The 20,063-nt window shown below is 63.6% G+C and carries 20 protein-coding genes and 1 riboswitch; of the genes, 5 read left to right on the forward strand and 15 right to left on the reverse strand.

All coding sequences use genetic code 11. The annotated features are described in order from the left end of the window. The first annotated feature begins 40 nt into the window (after window positions 1-40). On the forward strand, window positions 41-1,378 hold the full coding sequence (locus ISG32_RS19785) for an MFS family transporter (RefSeq protein ID WP_194772735.1): 1,338 nt from the start codon (window positions 41-43) through the stop codon (window positions 1,376-1,378). A gap of 158 nt (window positions 1,379-1,536) precedes the next feature. Beyond that, window positions 1,537-2,694 (forward strand): DUF1631 family protein, encoded by a 1,158-nt coding sequence (locus tag ISG32_RS19790; RefSeq protein WP_194772736.1) that lies wholly within the window; start codon window positions 1,537-1,539, stop codon window positions 2,692-2,694. 22 nt (window positions 2,695-2,716) lie between these two features. Here ISG32_RS19790 and cobT read toward each other — a convergent pair whose 3' ends face one another. The 10 genes from cobT to ISG32_RS19840 are packed head-to-tail and all read right to left on the reverse strand — an operon-like array spanning window position 2,717 to window position 13,124. Beyond that, window positions 2,717-3,775 carry a nicotinate-nucleotide--dimethylbenzimidazole phosphoribosyltransferase gene (cobT, locus tag ISG32_RS19795; protein ID WP_407645082.1) on the reverse strand — a complete coding sequence of 353 codons (1,059 nt, stop codon included), beginning with the start codon at window positions 3,773-3,775 and terminating at the stop codon, window positions 2,717-2,719. Between the two features lie 24 nt (window positions 3,776-3,799). Beyond that, the gene (locus ISG32_RS19800; RefSeq protein ID WP_194772737.1) at window positions 3,800-5,257 is read right to left on the reverse strand and encodes a cobyric acid synthase; all 1,458 of its coding nucleotides are present in this window, start codon (window positions 5,255-5,257) and stop codon (window positions 3,800-3,802) included. Beyond that, the gene (locus tag ISG32_RS19805; RefSeq protein ID WP_194772868.1) at window positions 5,254-6,258 is read right to left on the reverse strand and encodes an aminotransferase class I/II-fold pyridoxal phosphate-dependent enzyme; all 1,005 of its coding nucleotides are present in this window, start codon (window positions 6,256-6,258) and stop codon (window positions 5,254-5,256) included. The genes ISG32_RS19800 and ISG32_RS19805 overlap by 4 nt, the downstream gene beginning before the upstream one ends. Further along, window positions 6,258-7,211, reverse strand: a complete 954-nt coding sequence (gene cbiB, locus ISG32_RS19810) for an adenosylcobinamide-phosphate synthase CbiB (protein WP_228529953.1) — start codon at window positions 7,209-7,211, stop codon at window positions 6,258-6,260. The genes ISG32_RS19805 and cbiB overlap by 1 nt, the downstream gene beginning before the upstream one ends. A gap of 16 nt (window positions 7,212-7,227) precedes the next feature. After that, window positions 7,228-7,797 (reverse strand): cob(I)yrinic acid a,c-diamide adenosyltransferase, encoded by a 570-nt coding sequence (cobO, locus tag ISG32_RS19815; RefSeq protein WP_194772738.1) that lies wholly within the window; start codon window positions 7,795-7,797, stop codon window positions 7,228-7,230. Between the two features lie 55 nt (window positions 7,798-7,852). Continuing rightward, window positions 7,853-8,659, reverse strand: coding sequence for an ABC transporter ATP-binding protein (locus tag ISG32_RS19820; protein WP_194772739.1), 807 nt, complete (start codon window positions 8,657-8,659; stop codon window positions 7,853-7,855). Next, complete coding sequence (locus tag ISG32_RS19825) at window positions 8,656-9,687, reverse strand: FecCD family ABC transporter permease (protein ID WP_194772740.1); 1,032 nt, start codon at window positions 9,685-9,687, stop codon at window positions 8,656-8,658. The genes ISG32_RS19820 and ISG32_RS19825 overlap by 4 nt, the downstream gene beginning before the upstream one ends. Further along, window positions 9,684-10,556 (reverse strand): ABC transporter substrate-binding protein, encoded by an 873-nt coding sequence (locus ISG32_RS19830; protein WP_194772869.1) that lies wholly within the window; start codon window positions 10,554-10,556, stop codon window positions 9,684-9,686. Before ISG32_RS19830 ends, ISG32_RS19825 begins: the two co-directional genes overlap by 4 nt. Window positions 10,557-10,613: 57 nt before the next feature. After that, entirely contained in the window at window positions 10,614-11,219 is a 606-nt protein-coding gene (locus ISG32_RS19835; protein WP_228529954.1) for a bifunctional adenosylcobinamide kinase/adenosylcobinamide-phosphate guanylyltransferase, read from the reverse strand. 42 nt (window positions 11,220-11,261) lie between these two features. Then, on the reverse strand, window positions 11,262-13,124 hold the full coding sequence (locus ISG32_RS19840) for a TonB-dependent receptor domain-containing protein (protein ID WP_194772741.1): 1,863 nt from the start codon (window positions 13,122-13,124) through the stop codon (window positions 11,262-11,264). 115 nt (window positions 13,125-13,239) lie between these two features. Continuing rightward, a riboswitch (cobalamin riboswitch) is annotated at window positions 13,240-13,484 on the reverse strand. A 34-nt stretch (window positions 13,485-13,518) separates the two neighbouring features. Here ISG32_RS19840 and ISG32_RS19845 point away from each other — a divergent pair. Further along, complete coding sequence (locus ISG32_RS19845) at window positions 13,519-13,743, forward strand: DUF904 domain-containing protein (RefSeq protein WP_194772742.1); 225 nt, start codon at window positions 13,519-13,521, stop codon at window positions 13,741-13,743. Next, on the forward strand, window positions 13,740-14,114 hold the full coding sequence (locus ISG32_RS19850; RefSeq protein ID WP_194772743.1) for a cell division protein ZapA: 375 nt from the start codon (window positions 13,740-13,742) through the stop codon (window positions 14,112-14,114). The genes ISG32_RS19845 and ISG32_RS19850 overlap by 4 nt, the downstream gene beginning before the upstream one ends. Before the next feature lie 331 nt (window positions 14,115-14,445). Here the strand turns inward: ISG32_RS19850 and ISG32_RS19855 are convergent, their stop codons facing one another. Then, window positions 14,446-15,168, reverse strand: coding sequence for a sulfite exporter TauE/SafE family protein (locus ISG32_RS19855; RefSeq protein WP_194772744.1), 723 nt, complete (start codon window positions 15,166-15,168; stop codon window positions 14,446-14,448). A gap of 6 nt (window positions 15,169-15,174) precedes the next feature. Next, the gene (hemN, locus tag ISG32_RS19860) at window positions 15,175-16,557 is read right to left on the reverse strand and encodes an oxygen-independent coproporphyrinogen III oxidase (RefSeq protein WP_194772871.1); all 1,383 of its coding nucleotides are present in this window, start codon (window positions 16,555-16,557) and stop codon (window positions 15,175-15,177) included. 184 nt (window positions 16,558-16,741) lie between these two features. Here hemN and fnr point away from each other — a divergent pair, with 184 nt between their 5' ends. Beyond that, window positions 16,742-17,464, forward strand: coding sequence for a fumarate/nitrate reduction transcriptional regulator Fnr (gene fnr / locus ISG32_RS19865; protein ID WP_194772745.1), 723 nt, complete (start codon window positions 16,742-16,744; stop codon window positions 17,462-17,464). 238 nt (window positions 17,465-17,702) lie between these two features. On the opposite strand, the gene ISG32_RS19870 is transcribed toward fnr, so the two are convergent. From ISG32_RS19870 to ccoG, 3 genes are all read right to left on the reverse strand, one after another. Continuing rightward, window positions 17,703-17,990, reverse strand: coding sequence for a hypothetical protein (locus ISG32_RS19870; protein WP_194772872.1), 288 nt, complete (start codon window positions 17,988-17,990; stop codon window positions 17,703-17,705). A gap of 155 nt (window positions 17,991-18,145) precedes the next feature. Beyond that, window positions 18,146-18,460 carry a FixH family protein gene (locus ISG32_RS19875; protein ID WP_194772746.1) on the reverse strand — a complete coding sequence of 105 codons (315 nt, stop codon included), beginning with the start codon at window positions 18,458-18,460 and terminating at the stop codon, window positions 18,146-18,148. Between the two features lie 81 nt (window positions 18,461-18,541). Continuing rightward, window positions 18,542-19,987: a cytochrome c oxidase accessory protein CcoG gene (ccoG, locus tag ISG32_RS19880; RefSeq protein ID WP_194772747.1), complete on the reverse strand. Its 1,446-nt coding sequence runs from the start codon at window positions 19,985-19,987 to the stop codon at window positions 18,542-18,544. Between the last annotated feature and the right edge of the window lie 76 nt (window positions 19,988-20,063).

The following is a 20,063-nucleotide window of genomic DNA, read 5'->3' on the forward strand; positions in this document are numbered from 1 at the left end:
AAAGACTCCAACAAGCACGGTTCATGAAAGGCCTCAAGCCATGGGAACAACGACTACACCAACTCCCAACCCACAAGGCGGCACGCCGCACCAGCCCGGCGTCTACTCGGCGCAGGAAAAGCGCCACCGCATCTTCGCGATCATGGCGGCCTCCTCGGGCAATCTGGTGGAATGGTTCGACTTCTATGTCTACGCGTTTTCCGCGCTCTATTTCGCCGGCGCGTTCTTTCCCCAATCCGATCCCACGGTGCAGTTGCTCAATACCGCCGGTGTGTTCGCCGCCGGTTTTCTGATGCGCCCCATCGGCGGCTGGCTGTTTGGCCGCATCGCCGACAAGTACGGCCGCAAGCTCTCGCTGCTGATCTCGGTGGCGATGATGTGCACCGGCTCGCTCGTCATCGCCTGTCTGCCCACCTATGCGCAGATCGGCGCGTGGGCTCCGTTCCTGCTCCTGGTCTGCCGCCTGTTCCAAGGTCTTTCGGTCGGCGGCGAATACGGCACCACCGCCACCTACATGAGCGAAGTGGCGCTCAAAGGACAGCGCGGATTCTTCTCTTCCTTCCAATACGTCACGCTGATCGGCGGCCAGTTGCTCGCCGTGCTCGTCATCGTGATTCTCGAAGCCATCCTCACGGACCAGGAACTGCGCGCATGGGGCTGGCGCATTCCCTTCGTCTGCGGTGCCGTGGCCGCGGTCGTCGCGCTGATGCTGCGTCGCACCCTGCATGAAACGCAGACCGACGCCGCCAAGAACAATGAAGAAGCCGGCACCATCCGCGGCCTGTTCCGCCACCACGCCGCAGCCTTCGTCACCGTGCTTGGCTACACCGCCGGTGGCTCGCTGATCTTCTACACCTTCACCACCTACATGCAGAAGTATCTGGTGAACACCGTTCACCTGCCGATCAAGACCGCCAGCTACGTGATGACCGTGGCGCTGTTCGTCTACATGTGCATGCAGCCGCTGTTCGGCATGCTGTCCGACCGCATCGGCAGACGCAACAACATGCTGCTGTTCGGGGCGCTCGGCGCACTGCTCACCGTGCCGATTCTCACCGCGCTGCAGCACACGACCAGCCCCTACGTGGCACTCGCTCTCATCATCGCGGCACTGGCCATCGTGAGCTTCTACACCTCGATCAGCGGCATCGTGAAGGCCGAGATGTTCCCGCCCGAAGTGCGCGCCCTCGGCGTCGGTCTGGCCTACGCGGTCGCCAATGCGATCTTCGGTGGAACGGCCGAGTATGTCGCGCTCTACCTCAAGGACCAGGGCCACGAATCATCGTTTTTCTGGTACGTGACGGTCATGATGGTGATCGCCTTTCTGTTCAGCTTCCGCCTCCCCAAGCAGGCGGCTTATCTGCACCACGATCACTGAAACGCCCGGGATGTCGGTTGGCAGGTCGCGGCATCGACATCCCAGTAAGCGCCAACTTTCACCATGCACGTGACATGTGGGAGAACTTCGCGACCATGGATTGATTTGCGGACTCAAGCCATTATGATGAGGCCAGTTTCAAACCCATGCGACTGGCCATGCCGCCAAACTCCGATCCGTTTCCCCAAGCCTTCGAGAGCAGCGTCCTGAATGACGGACCGCGCAGCGGATCGGTCCCTGCCGCTGCCTCCGGAAACGCCTCCAACCCGCAGCAGTGGCTCATTGAAGTCAGCTCGCGCCAGCCACTTCCCTCCGCATTGAGTCGAGTGGTGCAAAGCTTTGAACTTCCTCTCATCCGCCTCGTTCAGCGCGACGCTGGCGTTCTATCCGACGAGGGTCACGCGGCCCGCAGACTCATCGATGCAGTGATAGAGCGTGGTCTGCGCTATCCCGACGAACACTCCGAAAAATTCGAGCGTTTCATCGCGCTCGCCAACCAAACGGTGCGCCATCTCACCGCCCTTCCGGTGCATGACGCGAGCGCGTTCGAGCACATGCTCCGCATGTGGAATCGCGCCTGGGAAAAGCCTTCGTCAACCAGCCTCGCGGCGATGGCGGCTGCGGGCCATCCAGAAGCCTTTCAGGATTTGATTCGGGAGAACACCACGGCCTTCGATTCACTTCCGGCAGCGCGTTCAGCCCCCGCGTTATGGCTTGAATTTCTCACAGGCCCCTGGGCCCGGGTCGCGGCGCATTCGCAATGCTCTGCCAACAAGCAACGCGCCGGAAAATACCTGACGATGGTGCCCGTGCTGCTCTGGTGCGTGCAGCCCTTCATGGAACGCGACGACGCGCGCAGACTGCTGTCATGGACCGGTGATCTGGCCGATCTGGTGGGAGAAGGACTCGCCAGCGTGGGATACCCACAAGACGACATTCTCCCCATGCAGCAGCGGATCATGCGACTGCGCGCCCACCTCACGAAAATCGCCGAGTCTGAACCGCACGCATCCACGCTGGCCGCAGCCGAACCCCAACCGCCGTCCGACGCGGATGTGGACATCCAGGTCGAGCCCTATCAAACCGGTCAATGGTTCGACATGTGGATCCAGCAGCGCTGCATCCGTACGCAACTGACATGGGCCAACAGCGCACAGTCAACCTTCATGTTCACCGCGCAGGACGGCAGCACGCAATCGCTCACGCGCCGCATGCTCGACAGCCTCGCCGACAAGCAAAGCCTGCAGCGCGTGCAAGATCCGGCCTCCGCACCCGACAGCGTTTTCTACGGTCAGGTGCGGCACAGCACCTACTGAGCCCAACCTTCGTCCATGAAGGTCAGGCAGCGTTGCTGCTATCGACCCCCGCCGATTCAAAGCTCGCCATCTCGCGCAGGAACACGCAGGCCGATTCCAACAAAGGCCACGCCAGCGCCGCTCCGGAGCCCTCGCCCAGTCGCAACCCCATGTCCAGCAGCGCCTCGCCCTTGAGCAGGCGCAGCATGTGCGCGTGTCCCGGCTCGCCCGAGCGGTGCGCGAACACGCAGCGCTCCAGCACCGCAGGCTGCAGGCGGCTCGCCACCAGCACGGCGGCCGTCGTGATGAAGCCGTCCACCACGATCACGCGGCGCTGCGCTGCAGCCTCGAGCACCGCGCCGCAGAGCGTCGCGACTTCAAAGCCGCCAAGCGCAGCGAGCGCCTCGAGCGGCCCTGCCGCATCGGCGTTGGCCTGCAGTGCGGCCTCCAGAACCTGCAGCTTGCGGGCCACGCCCGCCGCGTTCAAACCCGTGCCCGCACCCGTGCATTCGGCGAGAGAAACGCCCCCGAGCCGCGCGAGCAGCAGCGAAGCCACCGAGGTATTGCCGATGCCCATCTCGCCGAGCAGCAAGGCATTGCCCGGCATGTCACGCACCAGCATCCGGCCATTCGCAAGGGCCTGCTCGCACTGCTCCATCGTCATCGCGGGACCGACGCTCGCATCCTGCGTGCCCGCCGCCACGCGGCAAGAGACGAGTCTCGGCGCGCCAGGCCGGTGCTCGCGCTGCGGGATCTCGCGCGCCACGCCGCAATCCGCAACCGTCAGCGCCAGTCCGTTCTGGCGTGCCAGCACGCTGACCGCCGCACCGCCCGCGAGAAAGTTCTCCACCATCTGCCACGTCACATCGCTCGGATAGGCCGACACGCCCTTGGCCGCGAGTCCATGGTCCGCCGCGCAGACCAGCACCTGGGGCTCGCGCAGCACGGGTTCTTCGGTGCCGAGAATCATGCCGATGCGATGCGCCAGCGCCTCAAGCCGACCAAGTGCGCCGAGCGGCTTGGTCTTGCTGTCGATGCGTCGCTGCAGGCGGGCGCTCAGCGCTTCATCGGCAATCGGTGCAATTTCGGGAATCGTCCACATCATCATCTGTCTTTCAAAATCTTTTCAACCCAGCGCCAGCGCAGCGGGATCGAACCACTCGCCAACGCCCTGCGCCATGCGCTCGAACACCGCGTCGAGCGTGGTCGCACGCTCGCCGAACAAGGCCTGCAGCACATTGGCGTCTTCGAACATGCCGTGCAGATACAGCCCCAGCACATTGCCTGCGGCGTTCTGCCACGCCACACCCGGAATCACCATCCTGGCGACGTCGCCCGCAGCCGCCATCGCGGGATGCTGTGCGGTCTGTCCATGGTGGATCTCATAGCCGCGCAAGGCCACGCCCGACAAGGCCGCCCAGCCCCCCTGCAGATCGCCGAAGCGCGTCTCGGTCAGCTGCACGGTCTTGCGTTCTTCAAAGCTGGTGACCAGCGGCAGCAGGCCCAGGCCCGGCGCATTGCCATCCACCCCGACGGTATCGATCAACGCCTCACCCAGCATCTGCAGACCGCCGCATACGCCCAGCACCATGCCGCCCTTCGCCGCATGCGCCGCGATGGCCGCATCCAGCCCCTGCGCACGCAGCCATGCGAGATCGGCGGCCGTCGACTTGGAGCCCGGAAGAATGATCCAGTCCGCCCCCTCCACATCGGCCGGACTGCGAGCCCAGTTCAAACGCACGCCGCTCACATTCTTGAGCGGTTGGAATTCATCCAGATTGCTGATGCGCGGATAAGCGATCACCGCCACGCGCGTGTGCACCGCACCGGACGTGCCCTGCGCACGATCATCGAACACGCCGTCTTCTTCAGGCAATCCGTGATTCCATTGCATCGGTATCGTGGCCACCACCGGCACGCCGGTGCGCTCCAAGAGCATCTGCGGCGCAGGCGCGAGCAGTGTCGCGTCGCCGCGAAACTTGTTGAGAACAAAGCCTTTGATGAGCGCCTGTTCGTCCTCGGGCAACAGCGCCCAGGTGCCGAACAGATGCGCGAACGCTCCGCCGCGATCGATGTCCGAGACCAGCAGGCAGCGCGCATCCACATGCCGCGCGACGCGCATGTTGACCACGTCGCTCGCATGCAGATTGATCTCTGCCGGCGAGCCCGCGCCTTCGATCACCACCACATCGTTCTCGGCACGCAGTTCATCGAGCGCCGCCGCGATCTGCGGCCATACCCTCTGGCTGCGGCCACGCCACGGCAGAGCCGTGAGTTCGCGGCTCACCTGGCCGAGCAGCACAACCTGGCTGTGCGTATCGGCCTCGGGCTTGAGCAGCAGCGGGTTCATGCGCACCTCCGGCACCGCCCGGGCGGCCAGCGCCTGAAAATACTGCGCGCTGCCGATCTCGCCGAACCCGCCGTCCGGCGCGGAGACCACGCGCGCGTTGTTGCTCATGTTCTGCGCCTTGAACGGCGCCACCCGCAACCCCTGATTCGCATACCAGCGGCACAGCGCCGTGGTGAGCCAGCTCTTGCCCGCCCCGCTCGTCGTGCCCAGAACCATGATGCAACGTGCGCTCATGCAAAGCCTCCGTGTGTCCATCCATCTTTCAACGCGGCCTGCGACTGCGGCGACAACACGCCCACACGCACATGCCGCGGCAAACCGAACGATGCGCAATCGCGCAACTTGATGCCCCGCTTGCGCAGTGCCACCAGCACCTCGTCCATGCGGCATTCCTGAGGCAGTTGCGCGGTGAAATAGTTCGCGAGACTGCCCGGCCGCACCGACCACCCCAATGACGCGCACAGCGCAATCTGCGCGCGTTTCCAATCGCTCAAGGTCACCAGCGATGCGTGCAGCCAGTGCTGCACTTCGGGAGTGACCCAGCTCTCGAGCATGGCCACGCCATGCGATCCAATGGGCCACGATGCGGACATGGCGCGCAACACGGCAAGATGCTCCGCCGATGCACAAGTTGGTGCAATCGCATAGGCCGCGCGCACGCCCGTCAATGCAAGCGCCTTGTTGGGGGTCCAGAGCTGCCATGCGGTGCTCGGCAAGCGCGGCTGCGCTCCATCCAGCATCAGCGGCACATAGGCGCAATCGAGCACGCGGATGTCATGCGTCGGGGTGGACTCATCCAGCCAATCATCGACGGCCTCATCGCGCGATCCCAGCGGGCTCGCGGGCTCGCATGCCCAATGCAATGCGGGCGCATCGCTGGCCGCAAGCTCCAGCCCCCAAATCCGCGCACCCCGCGTGTAGTCGCCGTAGCCGTGCTGCGGAACGCGCGCATGGCGGATGCCGATACGCGCGGCAAAGGCACTGATGCGCTGCATGAATTCGCTCGCGCTCGCGGCCAACACGATGCGGTCCGCCTCGACTCCATGAAACGCGCCCAGCCGCGCACGCAGCCGCGTGTAGTGCGGGTCGGGATAGTGCGCGGCATCCGCGTTGCGCAACGCGGCCTGCGTAGTCTTGCAAGGCCCGCAGGCGTTCGCGTTGGTCGAGAAATCGTGCAGCGGAACGCCCTCCGCATCCGGCCCGCCGTGTATGGATTCGGGAATCACCTGCAGCATCATGCGCGCACCACCACCATCGACACAAGGCAGCAAACGGCCAGCATCACCACACAGCCCACGGCACGCGAAGCGATCGCCGCGCTGCGCGCGATGTCGCCCGGCTCGGCGCTGCGCCCTTCGGGGTTGAGCGCATAGACCCCGGGCTTGGACAGACGCACTCCGAGCGCCAGCGCCATTGCCGTCATCGGCCAACCGCTGTTGGGCGACGGCGTCCTGCGCGCATTGGCGACCAGCGCGCTCCAGCGATCGCAGCCCGTGACGCACCACAGCGCCACGCCGGTGATGCGCGCCGGTATCCAAGACAGCACATCGTCGGCCCGCGCGGCCCACTTGCCGGCCCATTGCCAGTAGCGTCCACCACGCATGCCGGGGTAGCCCCACATGGCGTCGGCCGTGTTGGCAAAACGGTAGAGGACCGCGCCCGGCAGCCCCGCGACGACCAGCCAGAAGATCGGCGCGACCACCGAGTCATTCAGATTCTCCGCCAGCGATTCGATGGCGCTTTCGCGCACCTGCACCTCGCCAAGCACATGCACGTCGCGGCTCACCAGTCGACCGAGCTGCGCCTGCCCTTGCGGCAGCGAGCGCGCCAGTGCATCTTCCACCGCCGTGACTTCCGAGCGCAGCATCCGCCAGGCCAGCATCGGCTTGATCAGCAGCCCCAGCAGCACAGAGGCCAGCCACCATGGCGCGTAGTACAGAATCGCCGCCTGCAGCAGCACCGCCGCCGCCACGCCGATCAGCGCGAGCACGCACCAGCACAGCGCCGCGCGCCAGAAGCTCGTCATGTCGGGCCCCGTGGGCTCGGTCGGTGCCGTGGCGTCGCCCACGCGCTGCAGCGCACGTCCCATCCACACCACGGGATGCCAGCGTGCCGTGGGCTCGCCCCACCGGTGATCGACCGCAAGAGCGATCAGCAAGGCCAACGCGAAAATTCCGCCTGTCTGCAAGGTGCCTCCGCCGCCATCAATCCTCGATGCCGCGCTGCGCGGGAATGCCCGCCTTGAACGCGTGCTTGATGAGCTTCATCTCGGTGACGGTGTCGGCCACGTCGATGATCTCCTGCGGGCAGCGGCGGCCCGTCATGCACACGTGCACGTGGCGCGGGCGCTCGGCCAGCGTGGCCAGCACCTGGTCCAGCGGCAACCAACCGTAGATCAGCGGATAGGTGATCTCGTCGAGCACCACCAGAAAATGCTCGCCCGACAGAATCACCGCGCGCGCGCGTTCCCAGCCTTCGCGTGCAAGTTCGGCAGAGTGCTCGAGATCGCGGCTCTTCCAGCTGAAACCATCGCCCAGCCCTTCGATGGGAATGCCCAGACTCTCGAACATGCGGTGTTCACCAAAACGCGCCGTCGGCACCTTCATGAACTGGAAGATCTTGACCTTCTTGCCGCGACCATGGGCGCGCAGCGCGAGGCCGAACGCCGCCGTGCTCTTGCCCTTGCCATCGCCCGTGTTCACGAGCAGCAGGCCGCGTCGCTCTCCATCAGGCTTCTCGTAGCTTTTGTCGACTGGCGGGTTTTCGATTTCCATCTTGCTTGTTCCGTTGAGTTCCGCGCAGTCTTGCGCGAATGGTTGAATGGTCGATTCAGAGCGGCGTCCTGTGCCGCGGGCGCCAGTGCGGCAGCGCGACCCAGACACCATCGACCTGCTGCACGCGGATGCGGTTCTCGAACACCTCTTCGAGCGCCGCGAGCGTGGCGGGATCGCCGCATGCGCCGTGGTGCTGCACGCGTCCGTTCGCCATGATCACCAGATCGTCGGCCTGCAGCGCGATGGACACCTCATGCAGCACGCTGACCACGGTGCTGCCCGCGTCAACGAGATCGCGCACCGTGTGCATCCAGTCGGCCTGATGCGGCGGGTCGAGGTTCGCGAGCGGTTCGTCCATCAGCAGCACCTCGGCCTGCACCGCCAGCGCGCGCGCAAGCAGCACCCGCTGGCGCTCGCCTCCCGAGAGTTGAGACAGCGGCCGGGCGCGCCACTCCCATGCCTGCGTGGCCTGCAGCGCCTGCTCGACCGCATCGAAATCGGCCTTGCCCGGCGGGGCCAGCCAGGCCTGATGCGGCAAGCGGCCAAGCATCACCACATCGTGGACCTGAAGCTCTTCCATCGCGACTTCGTTCTGCCCGAGCCATGCCATGCGGCGCGCGCGCTCGCGCACCGGAATCTGATGAAACGGCTTGCCGAGCAACTCGACATCGGCCTGCACCTTGGCATGCTTGAGCAGCCCAGAAACCGCCTTGAGCAGCGTCGATTTGCCCGCACCGTTCGGCCCGACGATGCTGGTCCAGCGACCGGCGGGAATGTCGAGATCGATGCCATGAAGAATCTCTGCATCGCCCGCGCGCACGGTGACGTTTCTTGCGCGGATCGCCCATTGCGTGGATGTCACAGGCCACCTCCCGCGCTCGAAGAACGGCGGTGCATGAGCCACAGCAGATAGGTGCCACCCAGCGCCGCTGTCAGCACGCCGACCGGAAGCTCCTGCGGCGCAATCAGCCAGCGCGCGAGCACATCCGCCGCCAGCAGCAGCACCGCGCCCATGATGCTCGAGAGCACCACATGCCAGGGATGCGTCACCCGCACCATCGAGCGCACCAGATGCGGCGCGGCCAGCCCCACAAAGGCGATCAGGCCGGTGTGCGCGACGGCCGTTCCCGTCGCCAGAGCCATGGCCGCGATCAGCCCGGCACGCATGGGGCCGAGCGGAAGGCCCAGACTGGAGGCCGTGGCCTCGCCCAGCGTCAACCCATCCAGCGCTCGCGCCAGCGCCCAAGCCGTCACGGCGCAAAGCAGCCAGCTGGCGAGCATCATGCCCACCGCCGCCCATCCGACAAACGCCGTCGTGCCGAGCGTGAAGGCCTGCATGGCCTGCAGGATTTCCGGCGAGCTGAGTTCCACCAGATCGCGCGCCGCGCCAAGCACCACGCCAACGATCACGCCAGCAAGCAACAGGCGCAGCGTGTGCTGTGCACCGCGCGCGAGAATCAATGTCAGCATGACCGCCCCAGCCGCGCCCACGAAGGCCACGCCGGTGATACCCATGCGCGCGAGCAGGCTCGCCGATGCGGGCGCGACGCCGAGCCACGTCATCGCAAGCGCTCCGCCGAGCGTGGCGCCCGATGCGCTGCCCAGCAGATACGGATCGGCCAGCGGATTGCGGAACAGCCCCTGCGCAATCGCTCCTGCAAGGCCCAGCAGACCACCGGCCAGCCAGGCGCCGACGGTGCGCGGCAGGCGGATTTCGGTGACGATCTGCCGCGCCACGGGATCGTCTGCCAGATGCATCAGGCTTTCAAAACCCGTGCTGCCCACCGCCGCACCGACGGCGATCAGCAGCAGGCTGATGAGCACCAGAGCCAGCATCAGCCAGGCGGCGCGATGGCGATTGGCACCGAGTGCAGGCATGCTTGAACTCATGGGGCCTTGTCCGCCAGACAGCGGGCCATCAACCGCGCGGCCTCCGCCATGCGCGGACCGGGGCGCACCAGCACGTCGGACTCAGCCGCGTCAAACGAGCACACACGCTTTTCGCGCACCGCCTTCATCGCGCCCCAGCCCGGATAGGTCGCTGCCTCCTGCATGCTGCGGTTGCCGATCATGATGACGTCGGGATTCGCGCGCACGATGAATTCGGGGTTGAGTCGAGGGAACGGTCCGAGCGATGCGGGCACCACGTTGCGCGCGCCGAGCCGCGTGAGGATTTCGCCCATGAAGGACTTCTCGCCTGCGGCATAGGGACCGCGGCTCACTTCAAAATAGACCCGCACGCCCTTGACGCGCTCGGGCAACGACTGCCGTGCGGCTTCCACCGCCGCGTCGATCTCGCGCCAGGTGCGCTCTGCACCCTGCTCCGGCGGCACATGCAGGATCGCACCGACGGTCTTGAGCACCCGCTCGGCATCCGCCAGACGGCGCGGCTCCATCGCGACGACGGTGAAGCCCAGCGCCTCCAATCGGTCACGCCCACGACCGCTGGTGGACATCAGCACCAGATCGGGCTTGAGGGCCACCACGGCCTCGATGTTGGGATCGACGCCGCCGCCCACCTTGGGCAGCTGGTTCACCGATGCGGGCCAGTTGGAATAGCGATCGGTGCCGACGATGCGGTGGCACTGCTGCAGAGCACAGACGCTCTCGGTGAGCGACGGCAACAGCGACACGATGCGCTGCGGCGCGGCCTTGAATTCAAAGGTCTTGCCACGGTCGTCGGTGATCTGCACCGCGTGCGCACTAGCCGCAAGTCCGCCCAGCCCAAGCGCCAACATGGCTGCAACTCTGACCTTCATCGCCACGCGTGAAAAGCGGGAAGATGCACTGCGGCGACCACTCGATTCACTCATCACTCACTCGTCCTTCAAACGCAGAGGCAGGCCCGCCACCATCAAGGTCACGCGGGCGCATGCACCGGCAACCTGCTGGTTCAGCGAACCCAACGCATCCACAAACGCGCGCACTTCGCGCCCCATCGGAATCACCCCCAGACCGATCTCGTTTCCCACCAGGATGACGGGTCCGGGCGCCTCCCTCACGGAGTGCAGGAATGCTGCCGACTGCATGCCCCAATCGCGCCGGCTCGCGCCTTCCGCTTCAACAGGCATGAGCCAGTTGGTGAGCCAGAGCGTGAGGCAGTCCACGATGAGCAGCGTGTTCGCATCGGATCTGGCTGCGATCAGCTCGCCCACCGCGCGCGGCTCCTCCAGCGTATCGAGCCCCGGCACGCGCTCCGCACGGTCGCGCTGATGGCGGGCGATGCGCTCGCGCATCTCGTCGTCCCACGGCTGCCCCGTCGCGATCAGGGCCGCGCGGTGCGCGGGGTGTTCGGCAAGCCATTGCCGCGCCAGCAGTTCGGCGCGGCGTGACTTGCCGCTTTTCTGGCCGCCCAGAATCAGCTCGCTGCGCGCCATCGTGTCATGGTCACTGCGGCTGTCGATGGCGTGTCTCATCGTCATGCGGGTTCCGTGCGGTCGTCCATTGCGCTCAAGCGACCGCGCTTACTGCGGCGCCCACTTCAGGCCCACATAGAGCGTGCGGCCCGGCGTGGCGTAGTTGCGCGCAAGCTGGTAGTCCTTGTCGGCAAGGTTGTTCACACGCGCAAGCAGCGTGAAATCGCGGCCGATGTGAGTGCTGGTGTAGAGGTTGAACACTGTGTAGCCGCCGAGCATGTTGTTGCCAGACGAGCTGTCATAGCGACGCGATGCCGCGTTCATTTCCGCACCCACGGTCCAGCCTGCGACGTCGGTGTCCGCGCTCAGATTGGCGTAGCGCTTGGAGCGGCGAGCAAGCTGACGGCCGGTGTCCAGATCATGCGGATTCTGGAAATCGACCGAGCCGTTCAGCGACACGGGGCCAAGCTTGTGCGCTGCGCTCAGCGTCACGCCCTCGTATTCCGCACGGCCGACGGCCTGATAGCAGCCCCAGGCGGATGGGCACGTGCCCGCCGCGCCGTAGACGATCAGGTTCTTCACGCGGTTGCGATAAGCCACCACGCCCGCGCTGCTCGAGCCGCGCGTCCAGCGCGTGCCGATCTCGATATTGCGGCCGGTCTCTGGCTGCAGCGATGCGTCGCCGTATTCGCTGAAGCGCTGGTAGAGCGTGGGCGCACGGAACGATGTGCCGCCCGCGGCCGTCACACGCCATTCGTTGTTGATCGCGTAGCCATAGGAGAGGCTGCCGGTGCTCTTGCCGCCGAACTCGCTGTCGTCGTCGCGGCGCAGATTGGCCTGCAGCGTGTGCGCTCCGGCGATCAGGCCGTAGCCGAGCGCGAGCGCATTCTGCGAACGGTCGCGCTTGAGGTCGGGCGCAAACGCCGTCGCCGGGTTGTGCAGTTCGTCCTCGCGACGCTCAAGCGCCGCAGTGAAGCGGTGCACGCCCACGCGGTACTCGTTCTGGAACAGGTAGCTGCGTACCGTCGTCTCGGTCATGTAGAAGTTCGGCTCGGAGCTGTACTTGGCATCCGACTGGTTGACCTGCACGAGCGTGCTGTAGCGATCATTCCACTTGGCGTCCCACGACAGCGCAGCGGTGCGCAGCTGGGTGTGATTGCGGTCGTCGTTCGTGCGGCTGGTGGTGTCGTCGTACTGCGAATTCAGATTGCTGGCGAGGAACGAGGCCTGCAGACGCTGGCCGGGCGCGAAGCTCCAGCCCACGCGCGCGTTGCCGGAGGTGCGCTTGTAGCCGTCATCATCGGGGTTGACGGTGGCGATGGGGCGGGCATTGAAGCCGTCGCTGCGCTCATGCGAGACGCCCAGCGAATAGTCGAATGCCCCCGAGCTGCCGCTCACGCCCGCCTCAGCCGTGCGCGTGCCCTGATTGCCGAAGCCGACACCCACATACGGTGCGGGCTTGCCCTCGCCCTTTTTGGTGAAGAGCTGGATCACGCCGGAGACGGCATCCGAGCCGTAGACCGCCGCGGCCGGGCCGCGCAGCACTTCGATGCGGTCAATCTGCGACAGCGGAATCTGCTCCCACTGCATGCCGCCCACAGACTGCGAATCCACACGCACGCCGTCGATGTAGACAGCGGTGAAGCGGTTCTCCCCGCCACGCACGAATACGCTGGCATTGGACCCGGGGCCACCGTTGCTCGAGATCTGCACGCCCGGCACCCGCGACAGCACCTCGGCCACACTGACGGCGCCGCTCTTGCGCAAGGTGGTGGAATCGATGATGGACACATCAGCCACCAGATCGGAGAGCGGCTGCTCCACGCGCGTGGCGGTCACCACCGTCTCACGCAGCTCGGTCGCCGTGGCGGCCTGGGCCACGAGGGTCTGGGCAAAAGTGGGGAAACAGGCGGCAAGCGCCAAAGGCAAGGCCGCTGTACGGGCCAACACAACAGAACGAGTTGTCATCATGGACAAATATTTGAGGAATCACCGCGTCCGACCTCCCCGTCGGCACAATGGCATCACAGACTCGGGCGCGCGCAGAAAAACCCTGCTGGCTTCATGCCATCAGGAGATGCGAGCACTCAAGACCACCGTGTTGGCCGGTATCCGGGCTGGCGGCACGCTCCTCAACCGCCTTCCCGCGCGCTTGTTCAAGGCATGCAGTGGCTGTGCTGGCGAAGAGGGAATCCCCGTGGGGATTCGTCCGCTGACCGTTGCGGGGGCAGCGCAGGCTCGGGGTATTTCCATGGCGGAGACCCTTCCCTGCTTCCCGTTGAACTGCGGCGTGTGAACCACGCCGCGAGCACCAACGACGTAATTTTACGATTGTTTATGCCGCGATCCGTACAATAGTCTTTGTATGGCTCCCCCATCCTCCCTAGATCAGATCTCCGAGCGCGTCGAGCGTCTGCTGGTTCGTCATGCTGAATTGCAGCGCACCAACGCGTTGCTGTCCCAGCAGGTTCTGACCCTGACGCAAGAGCGTGACTCCCTCAAATCCCGCCTTCAGACGGTTCGCCACCGCATGGATTCACTGCTGGAGCGGCTGCCCGATATTCCGGATTCGAAAGACGACGCGTCATGAAGCAGATCGAGGTCAAGATCATGCAGCAGAGCTATCTGCTGAGCTGCCCCGAAGACCAGGAAACGCGCATGCTCAACGCGGTCGAGCGCGTCGACGCGGCGATGACCCGCATCCGCGATGCAGGCAAGGTCCGCGCGCGCGAGCGCATCGCCGTGCTGGCAGCGCTCAACATGGCCTTCGAGATAGCCGATCACGAGACTGCGGCATTGGCGGCCAAGGAGCAGACGGAATCCCTGCTCGCGGCAACGGCCGCTGCGCCACCCGCCACCGTGCATTCCACATCCGAACTCAGCGAGGATGACGAGGCACGCGTTCGCAGCCTGCTTCAGCGACTCGACGAAACGCTGGGCGACGACGGCCGCCTGCTCTGACGGCTGGGCTCAGAGCATATACACACTCTGAGCGAAAAAGACGCTCAACAACATCCGGGAATTGTCCTCGGCTATTCAAAGGATGGTCTCGGGACAATTACAATGAAGGCGTCTGCAATGCTGTCGGGCTTTATATTTCCTTGAACCAATGCTCCCTGAGCACGGGCTTGATACATCACCTGATGAGCGTGATCGTCTCGCGTCAGATGAACCCAACGTCAGGTTGCTCTTGCCCACCTGAACCCCCGGTTCAGGATGACGGCTCGGTGGCGTTTGCAGACACCTTCTTCCCCAAAATGGCTCCTTGACCTTGTCTGGAGCCATTTTTCATTCAGGGCAGGCACCAGGGCGAGGGTTGCTGGTGCACGACACCCCACCAGAGGGCTGTTGCGCCCAAGGCCATCAAAATCAGCCCTGCAATACGTGAGCCCCAAGCCTCCCAGCGCGGATCACGAATGCGTTCGCGCAGACTGATCCAGAGCCAGCGCCCGGCCACCAGCCAGACACCGCTCGCCACGGCAAACAGCGCCATAGAAAGCGCCCCCGCTGCAGGCCCGCCGCTCAACGCGGCGAGGAGCAATGCCGAATACAGCAACCCGCAAGGCATGAAAGCCCAGCCACAGCCCACCGCAAAAATACCACCGGGGCGAGCGACCACCGGCTGGACACGCTGCCAAAGCGTACGTCCGGCGGACTCCATCCACGCAGGTGCATTCAGGCGCATCAGCATCATCAAGCCCCAGCCGATGATGGCCACATGCACGATGCTCCAGACGGGCCGAAGCGCGCTCGTGCCTTGACTGAACCACGCGAGCCGATCCATCGCATAGGCGGCCATGGCGCCGACCAGCGAATAGCCCAGAATGCGCCCGAGATGAAACAGCAGCGGACGCCCCCATGAACGCCGGTTGCGCACGAACTTCACGACCTGAAGCTGATCACCACCTTGACTGGAGGATTGCAACAACGCATTGCACGGCGCGGCGCACATCACGAGGCAATGCGCGCCGCCCAGCAGTCCCATCAGAAAAGCGGCCGATGCAATCGCCCACATGGCGGGTCAGATGATGCGCGAGAAGCGTTCGCGATTGCGGTTGCCCTGCAGATAGCGGTCAAACAGCATGGCGACGCCGCGCACGAAGTGCCACCCCATGACGGTGACCTCGATGCTGTCCTCGTGCAGCTTGACCAGCCCCTGCTCCTGCATGGCCGCCAGTTGCTCGAGCTCTGCAGCGAAGTAGCTGGAGAAGTCGATCAACCAAGCCTGCTCGATGGACTCGAACAGAAGCTCGCCCTGACACATCAGCGCCATGATCACCGAGCGACGCAGCAGATCATCACGCGAGAGCGCGAGCCCGCGCACGACCGGCAGGCGACCGTGGTTGATGCAGTCGTAATAGTCGTCGAGCGTTTTCGCGTTCTGGCTGTAGGTGGCCCCGACCTTGCCGATGGCGGATACGCCGAGCCCGATCAGATCGCAGTCTGGCTGCGTGCTGTAGCCTTGGAAATTGCGATGCAGACGCCCTTGTCGCTTGGCAACGGCCAGCGAATCCTCGGGCAGCGCGAAGTGATCCATGCCGATGTAGACATATCCCGCCTCCTGGAAAACCTCGAGCGAGCGGGCCAGCATCGCCACCTTGGCGGAGGGCATGGGCAGATCGTCCGAAAGAATGCGGCGCTGCGGCTTGAATCGCTCAGGCAGGTGGGCATAGGCGTACAGCGCGATCCGGTCCGGACGCAGTTCGCACACCTGCGCCAGGGTGCGTTCAAACGATTCAGGTGTCTGACGTGGCAGGCCATAGATCAGATCCACATTGACTGAATCGAAGCCGATCTTGCGTGCCTCTTCCATCAGCTGGAAAACCTGCTCAGCCGGCTGCTCGCGGTGCACCGCCTTCTGCACTTCCGGATCGAAGTCCTGCACGCCGAAGCTCAAGCGATTGAACCCCAGTTGGTGCAAAAACGTCAGCCTATCATTGTTGACAGTCCGTGGATCGATCTCGATGGAGTACTCTCCACCGGGCTCAAGGATGAAACTGCGACGGATCATCGACATCAGATCCTGCAAACCCTCATTCGACAAAAATGTCGGAGTCCCCCCGCCGATGTGCAATTGGCTCACATGCTGATTGACACCGCAATGTTCAGTATGTAAATCGATCTCGCGACTCAGATAGCGAAGATACGCTTCCGCACGCTCCGGATGTTTGGTGATAATCTTGTTGCACGCACAGTAATAGCAAAGAGACTCACAAAACGGAACGTGCACATAGAGGGACAATGGCAGCGCTTTGGCATTAGAACCAATGCGACGCTGTTGCAGAGCGAGGATATAGTCATCTTGACCGAACGCTTCAACGAAGCGGTCTGCCGTAGGGTAGGACGTATAGCGGGGCCCGGAAACGTCGAATTGACGGATGAGTTCGGGAGTAACAGCAGGCATAGCGGATTCCATAGGTTCGCCTGTTACTGTGCCGCACCTGTTCAGGAATGTCCTTGATGCAAGTCAATCCACTTTTCTTGTGGGCTGGGACAATCCTTCCTGCTCTTTTCATAAATGCCAACGGTAGAGGGGCAAGTGGACTATCCACTTCCATAACCGATAACTTATATAAGGCGCCATTGCAATGACACCGCAAACCATCAAAGTCGCATGCTCCAACTGCAACCTGCGAGAACTTTGTATGCCACTCGGTCTGTCCGAAGACCAGCTGAAGCGACTCGATGAAGTCGTCGCAGTCCGTCGCAAAGTCAAGCGCGGCGCAACCCTGTTTCGCAATGGCGAGCCATTCACATCACTGTTCGCCATCCGCACGGGCTTCTTCAAGACCTGCGTGGCGACAGAAGATGGCCGTGACCAGGTCACGGGTTTCCAGATGGCCGGTGAAATCATCGGTCTCGACGGCATCGTGAGCGACCGCCACACCTGTGATGCCGTCGCGCTCGAAGACGCCGAAGTCTGCGTCATGCCCTTCGACAACATCGAGGAACTCTCGCGCGAAGTCAAGGCCCTTCAGCACCACGTGCACAAGATCATGAGCCGCGAAATCGTGCGTGAGCATGGCGTGATGCTGCTCCTTGGCAGCATGCGGGCCGAAGAACGCCTGGCGGCCTTCCTGCTGAATCTGGTGCAGCGCCTGCATGCACGCGGCTTCTCGCAATCGGAACTGGTGCTGCGCATGACCCGCGAAGAAATCGGCAGCTACCTCGGCCTCAAGCTCGAGACGGTGAGCCGCACTTTCTCCAAGTTCGTGGAAGAAGGCATCGTGGAAGTCAAGCAGCGCCACGTGCGCATCGTCGACGCGACCGCGCTGCGCAACATCGTCAACAGCCAACAGACCTGCCACTGAGCAGCGCCTCCTGACGCGCCTCCCGCCTTCCATCCTGCCCTCGAAACGCCTTGCGTGTCAGGCGGAAGGCGAGGAACGCGGCGACGAGGCGCTCCGTGCGCGACTCCGATACCTGAGTCGCGCCACTTTCAAGCGTTGCGAGCAACTCCTGCATTCACGGGCAACCGCCCTGCTGACAGTCGCCTCTCAAGACTGAGGCTGCGATTGTTCCAAACTTCGAATACTTGGACCCAAAGGTTCAGGTCGAAAACTTCGCACAATCTGCCGGGCGCTCATCGCAGGGCACCGGGCAACGATTGACCTCAAAGGGCGACATCGACAGCAAGGTCGTCAACCCACTCGCGGCCATGATGATGGCCCAGAATGCGAAGAACGCAATGGTGTAGACGCCCTGCCGCGACATGTTCAGCGGCTCGTTGAACCACTCCAGCGTCTGTGGATCCACAAAGGCAAAAACGAACATCTCCATCACGCCTGCCATCAAGAAGGCTGGCCACACGATCCACATGAGTCGTTGGGCTTTCATCAGGTAACTCCCTGTACTTCGAATTGCTGAAGTCTGGTGTCCGAAGATGCCGCCGCCTGTTCCCACGACATCTTCAAACTCGCATGCTTGGGACGTTAGCATCGCCCTTCGCAGGTGTACATAGCGCTAGCCCTGACTCGGAAAAGTCAGGTGGATCAGCGATCCGTCTTGCGCATGGATTCGTCTTCGGTCGCGGCGTGATTGCGCCCCTTCACGGCTGGCATCATGCTGCGGTCGTTCTGCTGCTGACGCAGTGTCTCGTTGATCTTGAGACCTCGCTGGTAGTAGTCTTCCTCCACCACAGGGTCGGGCGTGCGGATGGCCAGCCACAGGGTGACGAAGCCAGCGACGACGACGATGGCGGGGCCCGATATGATCAGCCAGACATGCGCATGACGCCACCAGGGCAATGCGGGTGGTTGGCTCTGAGCGGTGTTTGATATTTCAGCGGTCGTGCTTTGCGTGTTCATTGATGTTCCTTCGATGGGTGAACGGCGCTTTGGGTCTTGCACCATTCACTCCGTTTCATTCGCCAATTTCTTGCAGCCGCATCAACGCGGGACAAGGAAGACCGATTTTTCATGCACCTTGGCGCCGTCTTCCCGCGCGGCGACTTCGAACATGACCTTGTGGGAGCCTGCCTCGGCACTGCCGTAGGGAATCTGCAGTCGCACCAGAACCCATTTGGATTCGGCCGGGCCCACAGTGAGATCCGGATCCGTGTGAACCGTGATTCCGTTCATGCCCGTCGCACCGATGACATAGCTGCGCTGGCTCTCGGTGGCGTTCATGATCTGCAGACGGTAGACGTTCTCGAGCTTGCCACCCGCAACGATGCGCGAGAGCGCCGCGCGATCACGCACCACGTCGACCTTGAGCGGCGTTCTGCCGATGAGGCTCACCATCATCGCGATACACAGGCCCACGAGCACCGCGGTGTACAGCAACACGCGCGGACGCAATACACGCTTGAACATCTGCGACTGCGTCAGCTTGTTCGCCATGCCGTTCTGCGTGCTCAATCGTATCAAGCCACGCGGATACTCCATCTTGTCCATCACCGTGTTGCAAGCGTCAATGCACAGACCACAGCCGATGCACTGATATTGCAGCCCGTCGCGAATGTCGATGCCGGTCGGGCAGACCTGAACGCACATGCTGCAGTCGATGCAATCGCCCAGTCCCTTGCTCTTGTGGTCCACCTTGCGGGTACGGGGCGCACGCGGTTCGCCGCGCTCTGCGTCGTAACCGACGATCAGCGTGTCCTTGTCGAACATCGCGCTCTGAAAACGTGCGTAGGGACACATGTACATGCAGACCTGCTCACGCATGTAACCCGCGTTGCCGTAGGTGGCGAACGCGTAGAACAGCACCCAAAACAGCTGCCAGGTGCCGTGCAGGGCGAGCAACTCCGCGCCCAGCTCGCGGATCGGCACGAAATAGCCCACGAAGGTAAAGCCGGTCCATAGCGCGAGCGCAATCCAGATGACCTGCTTGGTGATCTTCTTCCAGATCTTCTCGAAGGTCCAGCCACCGCGGTCCAGCCGCATGCGCGCGCTGCGGTCGCCTTCCACCTTGTGCTCGATCCACATGAAGATCTCGGTGTAGACCGTCTGCGGACAGGCGAATCCGCACCACAGACGTCCCGCCACGGCCGTGAACAGGAACAGCGACAGCGCCGAGATGATCAGCAGGCCGGTGAGATAGATGAAGTCCTGTGGATAGAGCACCAACCCGAACAGGTAGAAGCGCCGTGCGCCCAGATCGAAGAGCACCATCTGGCGCTCGCCCCACTGGAACCAGGGCACCAGATAGAAGAACGCCTGCGTCAGGAACACCAGCAGCCAGCGCCAGCGCGCGAACACGCCGCTGATCGAGCGCGCGTAGATCTTCTTGTGCGCCTCATAAAGAGAAACGCTTTCGAGCTGCTCGGCATCGGGTACCGGTGTGATTGGAATGACCCGTTTTGGAGCGTTGTCACCATCTTCTGACGCCATGATCTCTATCTTCGTGGAAGTTGTAGTTCTATCTATCCGACTCTCGAAGCGACAACGCCGGCCGTCCCTTTGTGAA

It is taken from the genome of Diaphorobacter caeni, from assembly GCF_015354245.1.
In the GTDB taxonomy this organism is placed as follows: domain Bacteria; phylum Pseudomonadota; class Gammaproteobacteria; order Burkholderiales; family Burkholderiaceae_C; genus Diaphorobacter_A; species Diaphorobacter_A caeni.

What these genes read in the sequence shown, in the direction of transcription:
- ISG32_RS19785 (WP_194772735.1), top strand. Translation starts at nt 41, where the DNA reads ATGGGAACAACGACTACACCAACTCCCAACCCACAAGGCGGCACGCCG.
- ISG32_RS19790 (WP_194772736.1), top strand. Translation starts at nt 1,537, where the DNA reads ATGCCGCCAAACTCCGATCCGTTTCCCCAAGCCTTCGAGAGCAGCGTC.
- cobT (WP_407645082.1), bottom strand. Translation starts at nt 3,775, where the DNA reads ATGTGGACGATTCCCGAAATTGCACCGATTGCCGATGAAGCGCTGAGC.
- ISG32_RS19800 (WP_194772737.1), bottom strand. Translation starts at nt 5,257, where the DNA reads ATGAGCGCACGTTGCATCATGGTTCTGGGCACGACGAGCGGGGCGGGC.
- ISG32_RS19805 (WP_194772868.1), bottom strand. Translation starts at nt 6,258, where the DNA reads ATGCTGCAGGTGATTCCCGAATCCATACACGGCGGGCCGGATGCGGAG.
- cobO (WP_194772738.1), bottom strand. Translation starts at nt 7,797, where the DNA reads ATGGAAATCGAAAACCCGCCAGTCGACAAAAGCTACGAGAAGCCTGAT.
- ISG32_RS19825 (WP_194772740.1), bottom strand. Translation starts at nt 9,687, where the DNA reads ATGAGTTCAAGCATGCCTGCACTCGGTGCCAATCGCCATCGCGCCGCC.
- ISG32_RS19830 (WP_194772869.1), bottom strand. Translation starts at nt 10,556, where the DNA reads ATGAAGGTCAGAGTTGCAGCCATGTTGGCGCTTGGGCTGGGCGGACTT.
- ISG32_RS19835 (WP_228529954.1), bottom strand. Translation starts at nt 11,219, where the DNA reads ATGACGATGAGACACGCCATCGACAGCCGCAGTGACCATGACACGATG.
- ISG32_RS19840 (WP_194772741.1), bottom strand. Translation starts at nt 13,124, where the DNA reads ATGATGACAACTCGTTCTGTTGTGTTGGCCCGTACAGCGGCCTTGCCT.
- ISG32_RS19845 (WP_194772742.1), top strand. Translation starts at nt 13,519, where the DNA reads ATGGCTCCCCCATCCTCCCTAGATCAGATCTCCGAGCGCGTCGAGCGT.
- ISG32_RS19850 (WP_194772743.1), top strand. Translation starts at nt 13,740, where the DNA reads ATGAAGCAGATCGAGGTCAAGATCATGCAGCAGAGCTATCTGCTGAGC.
- ISG32_RS19855 (WP_194772744.1), bottom strand. Translation starts at nt 15,168, where the DNA reads ATGTGGGCGATTGCATCGGCCGCTTTTCTGATGGGACTGCTGGGCGGC.
- hemN (WP_194772871.1), bottom strand. Translation starts at nt 16,557, where the DNA reads ATGCCTGCTGTTACTCCCGAACTCATCCGTCAATTCGACGTTTCCGGG.
- fnr (WP_194772745.1), top strand. Translation starts at nt 16,742, where the DNA reads ATGACACCGCAAACCATCAAAGTCGCATGCTCCAACTGCAACCTGCGA.
- ISG32_RS19870 (WP_194772872.1), bottom strand. Translation starts at nt 17,990, where the DNA reads ATGAAAGCCCAACGACTCATGTGGATCGTGTGGCCAGCCTTCTTGATG.
- ISG32_RS19875 (WP_194772746.1), bottom strand. Translation starts at nt 18,460, where the DNA reads ATGAACACGCAAAGCACGACCGCTGAAATATCAAACACCGCTCAGAGC.
- ccoG (WP_194772747.1), bottom strand. Translation starts at nt 19,987, where the DNA reads ATGGCGTCAGAAGATGGTGACAACGCTCCAAAACGGGTCATTCCAATC.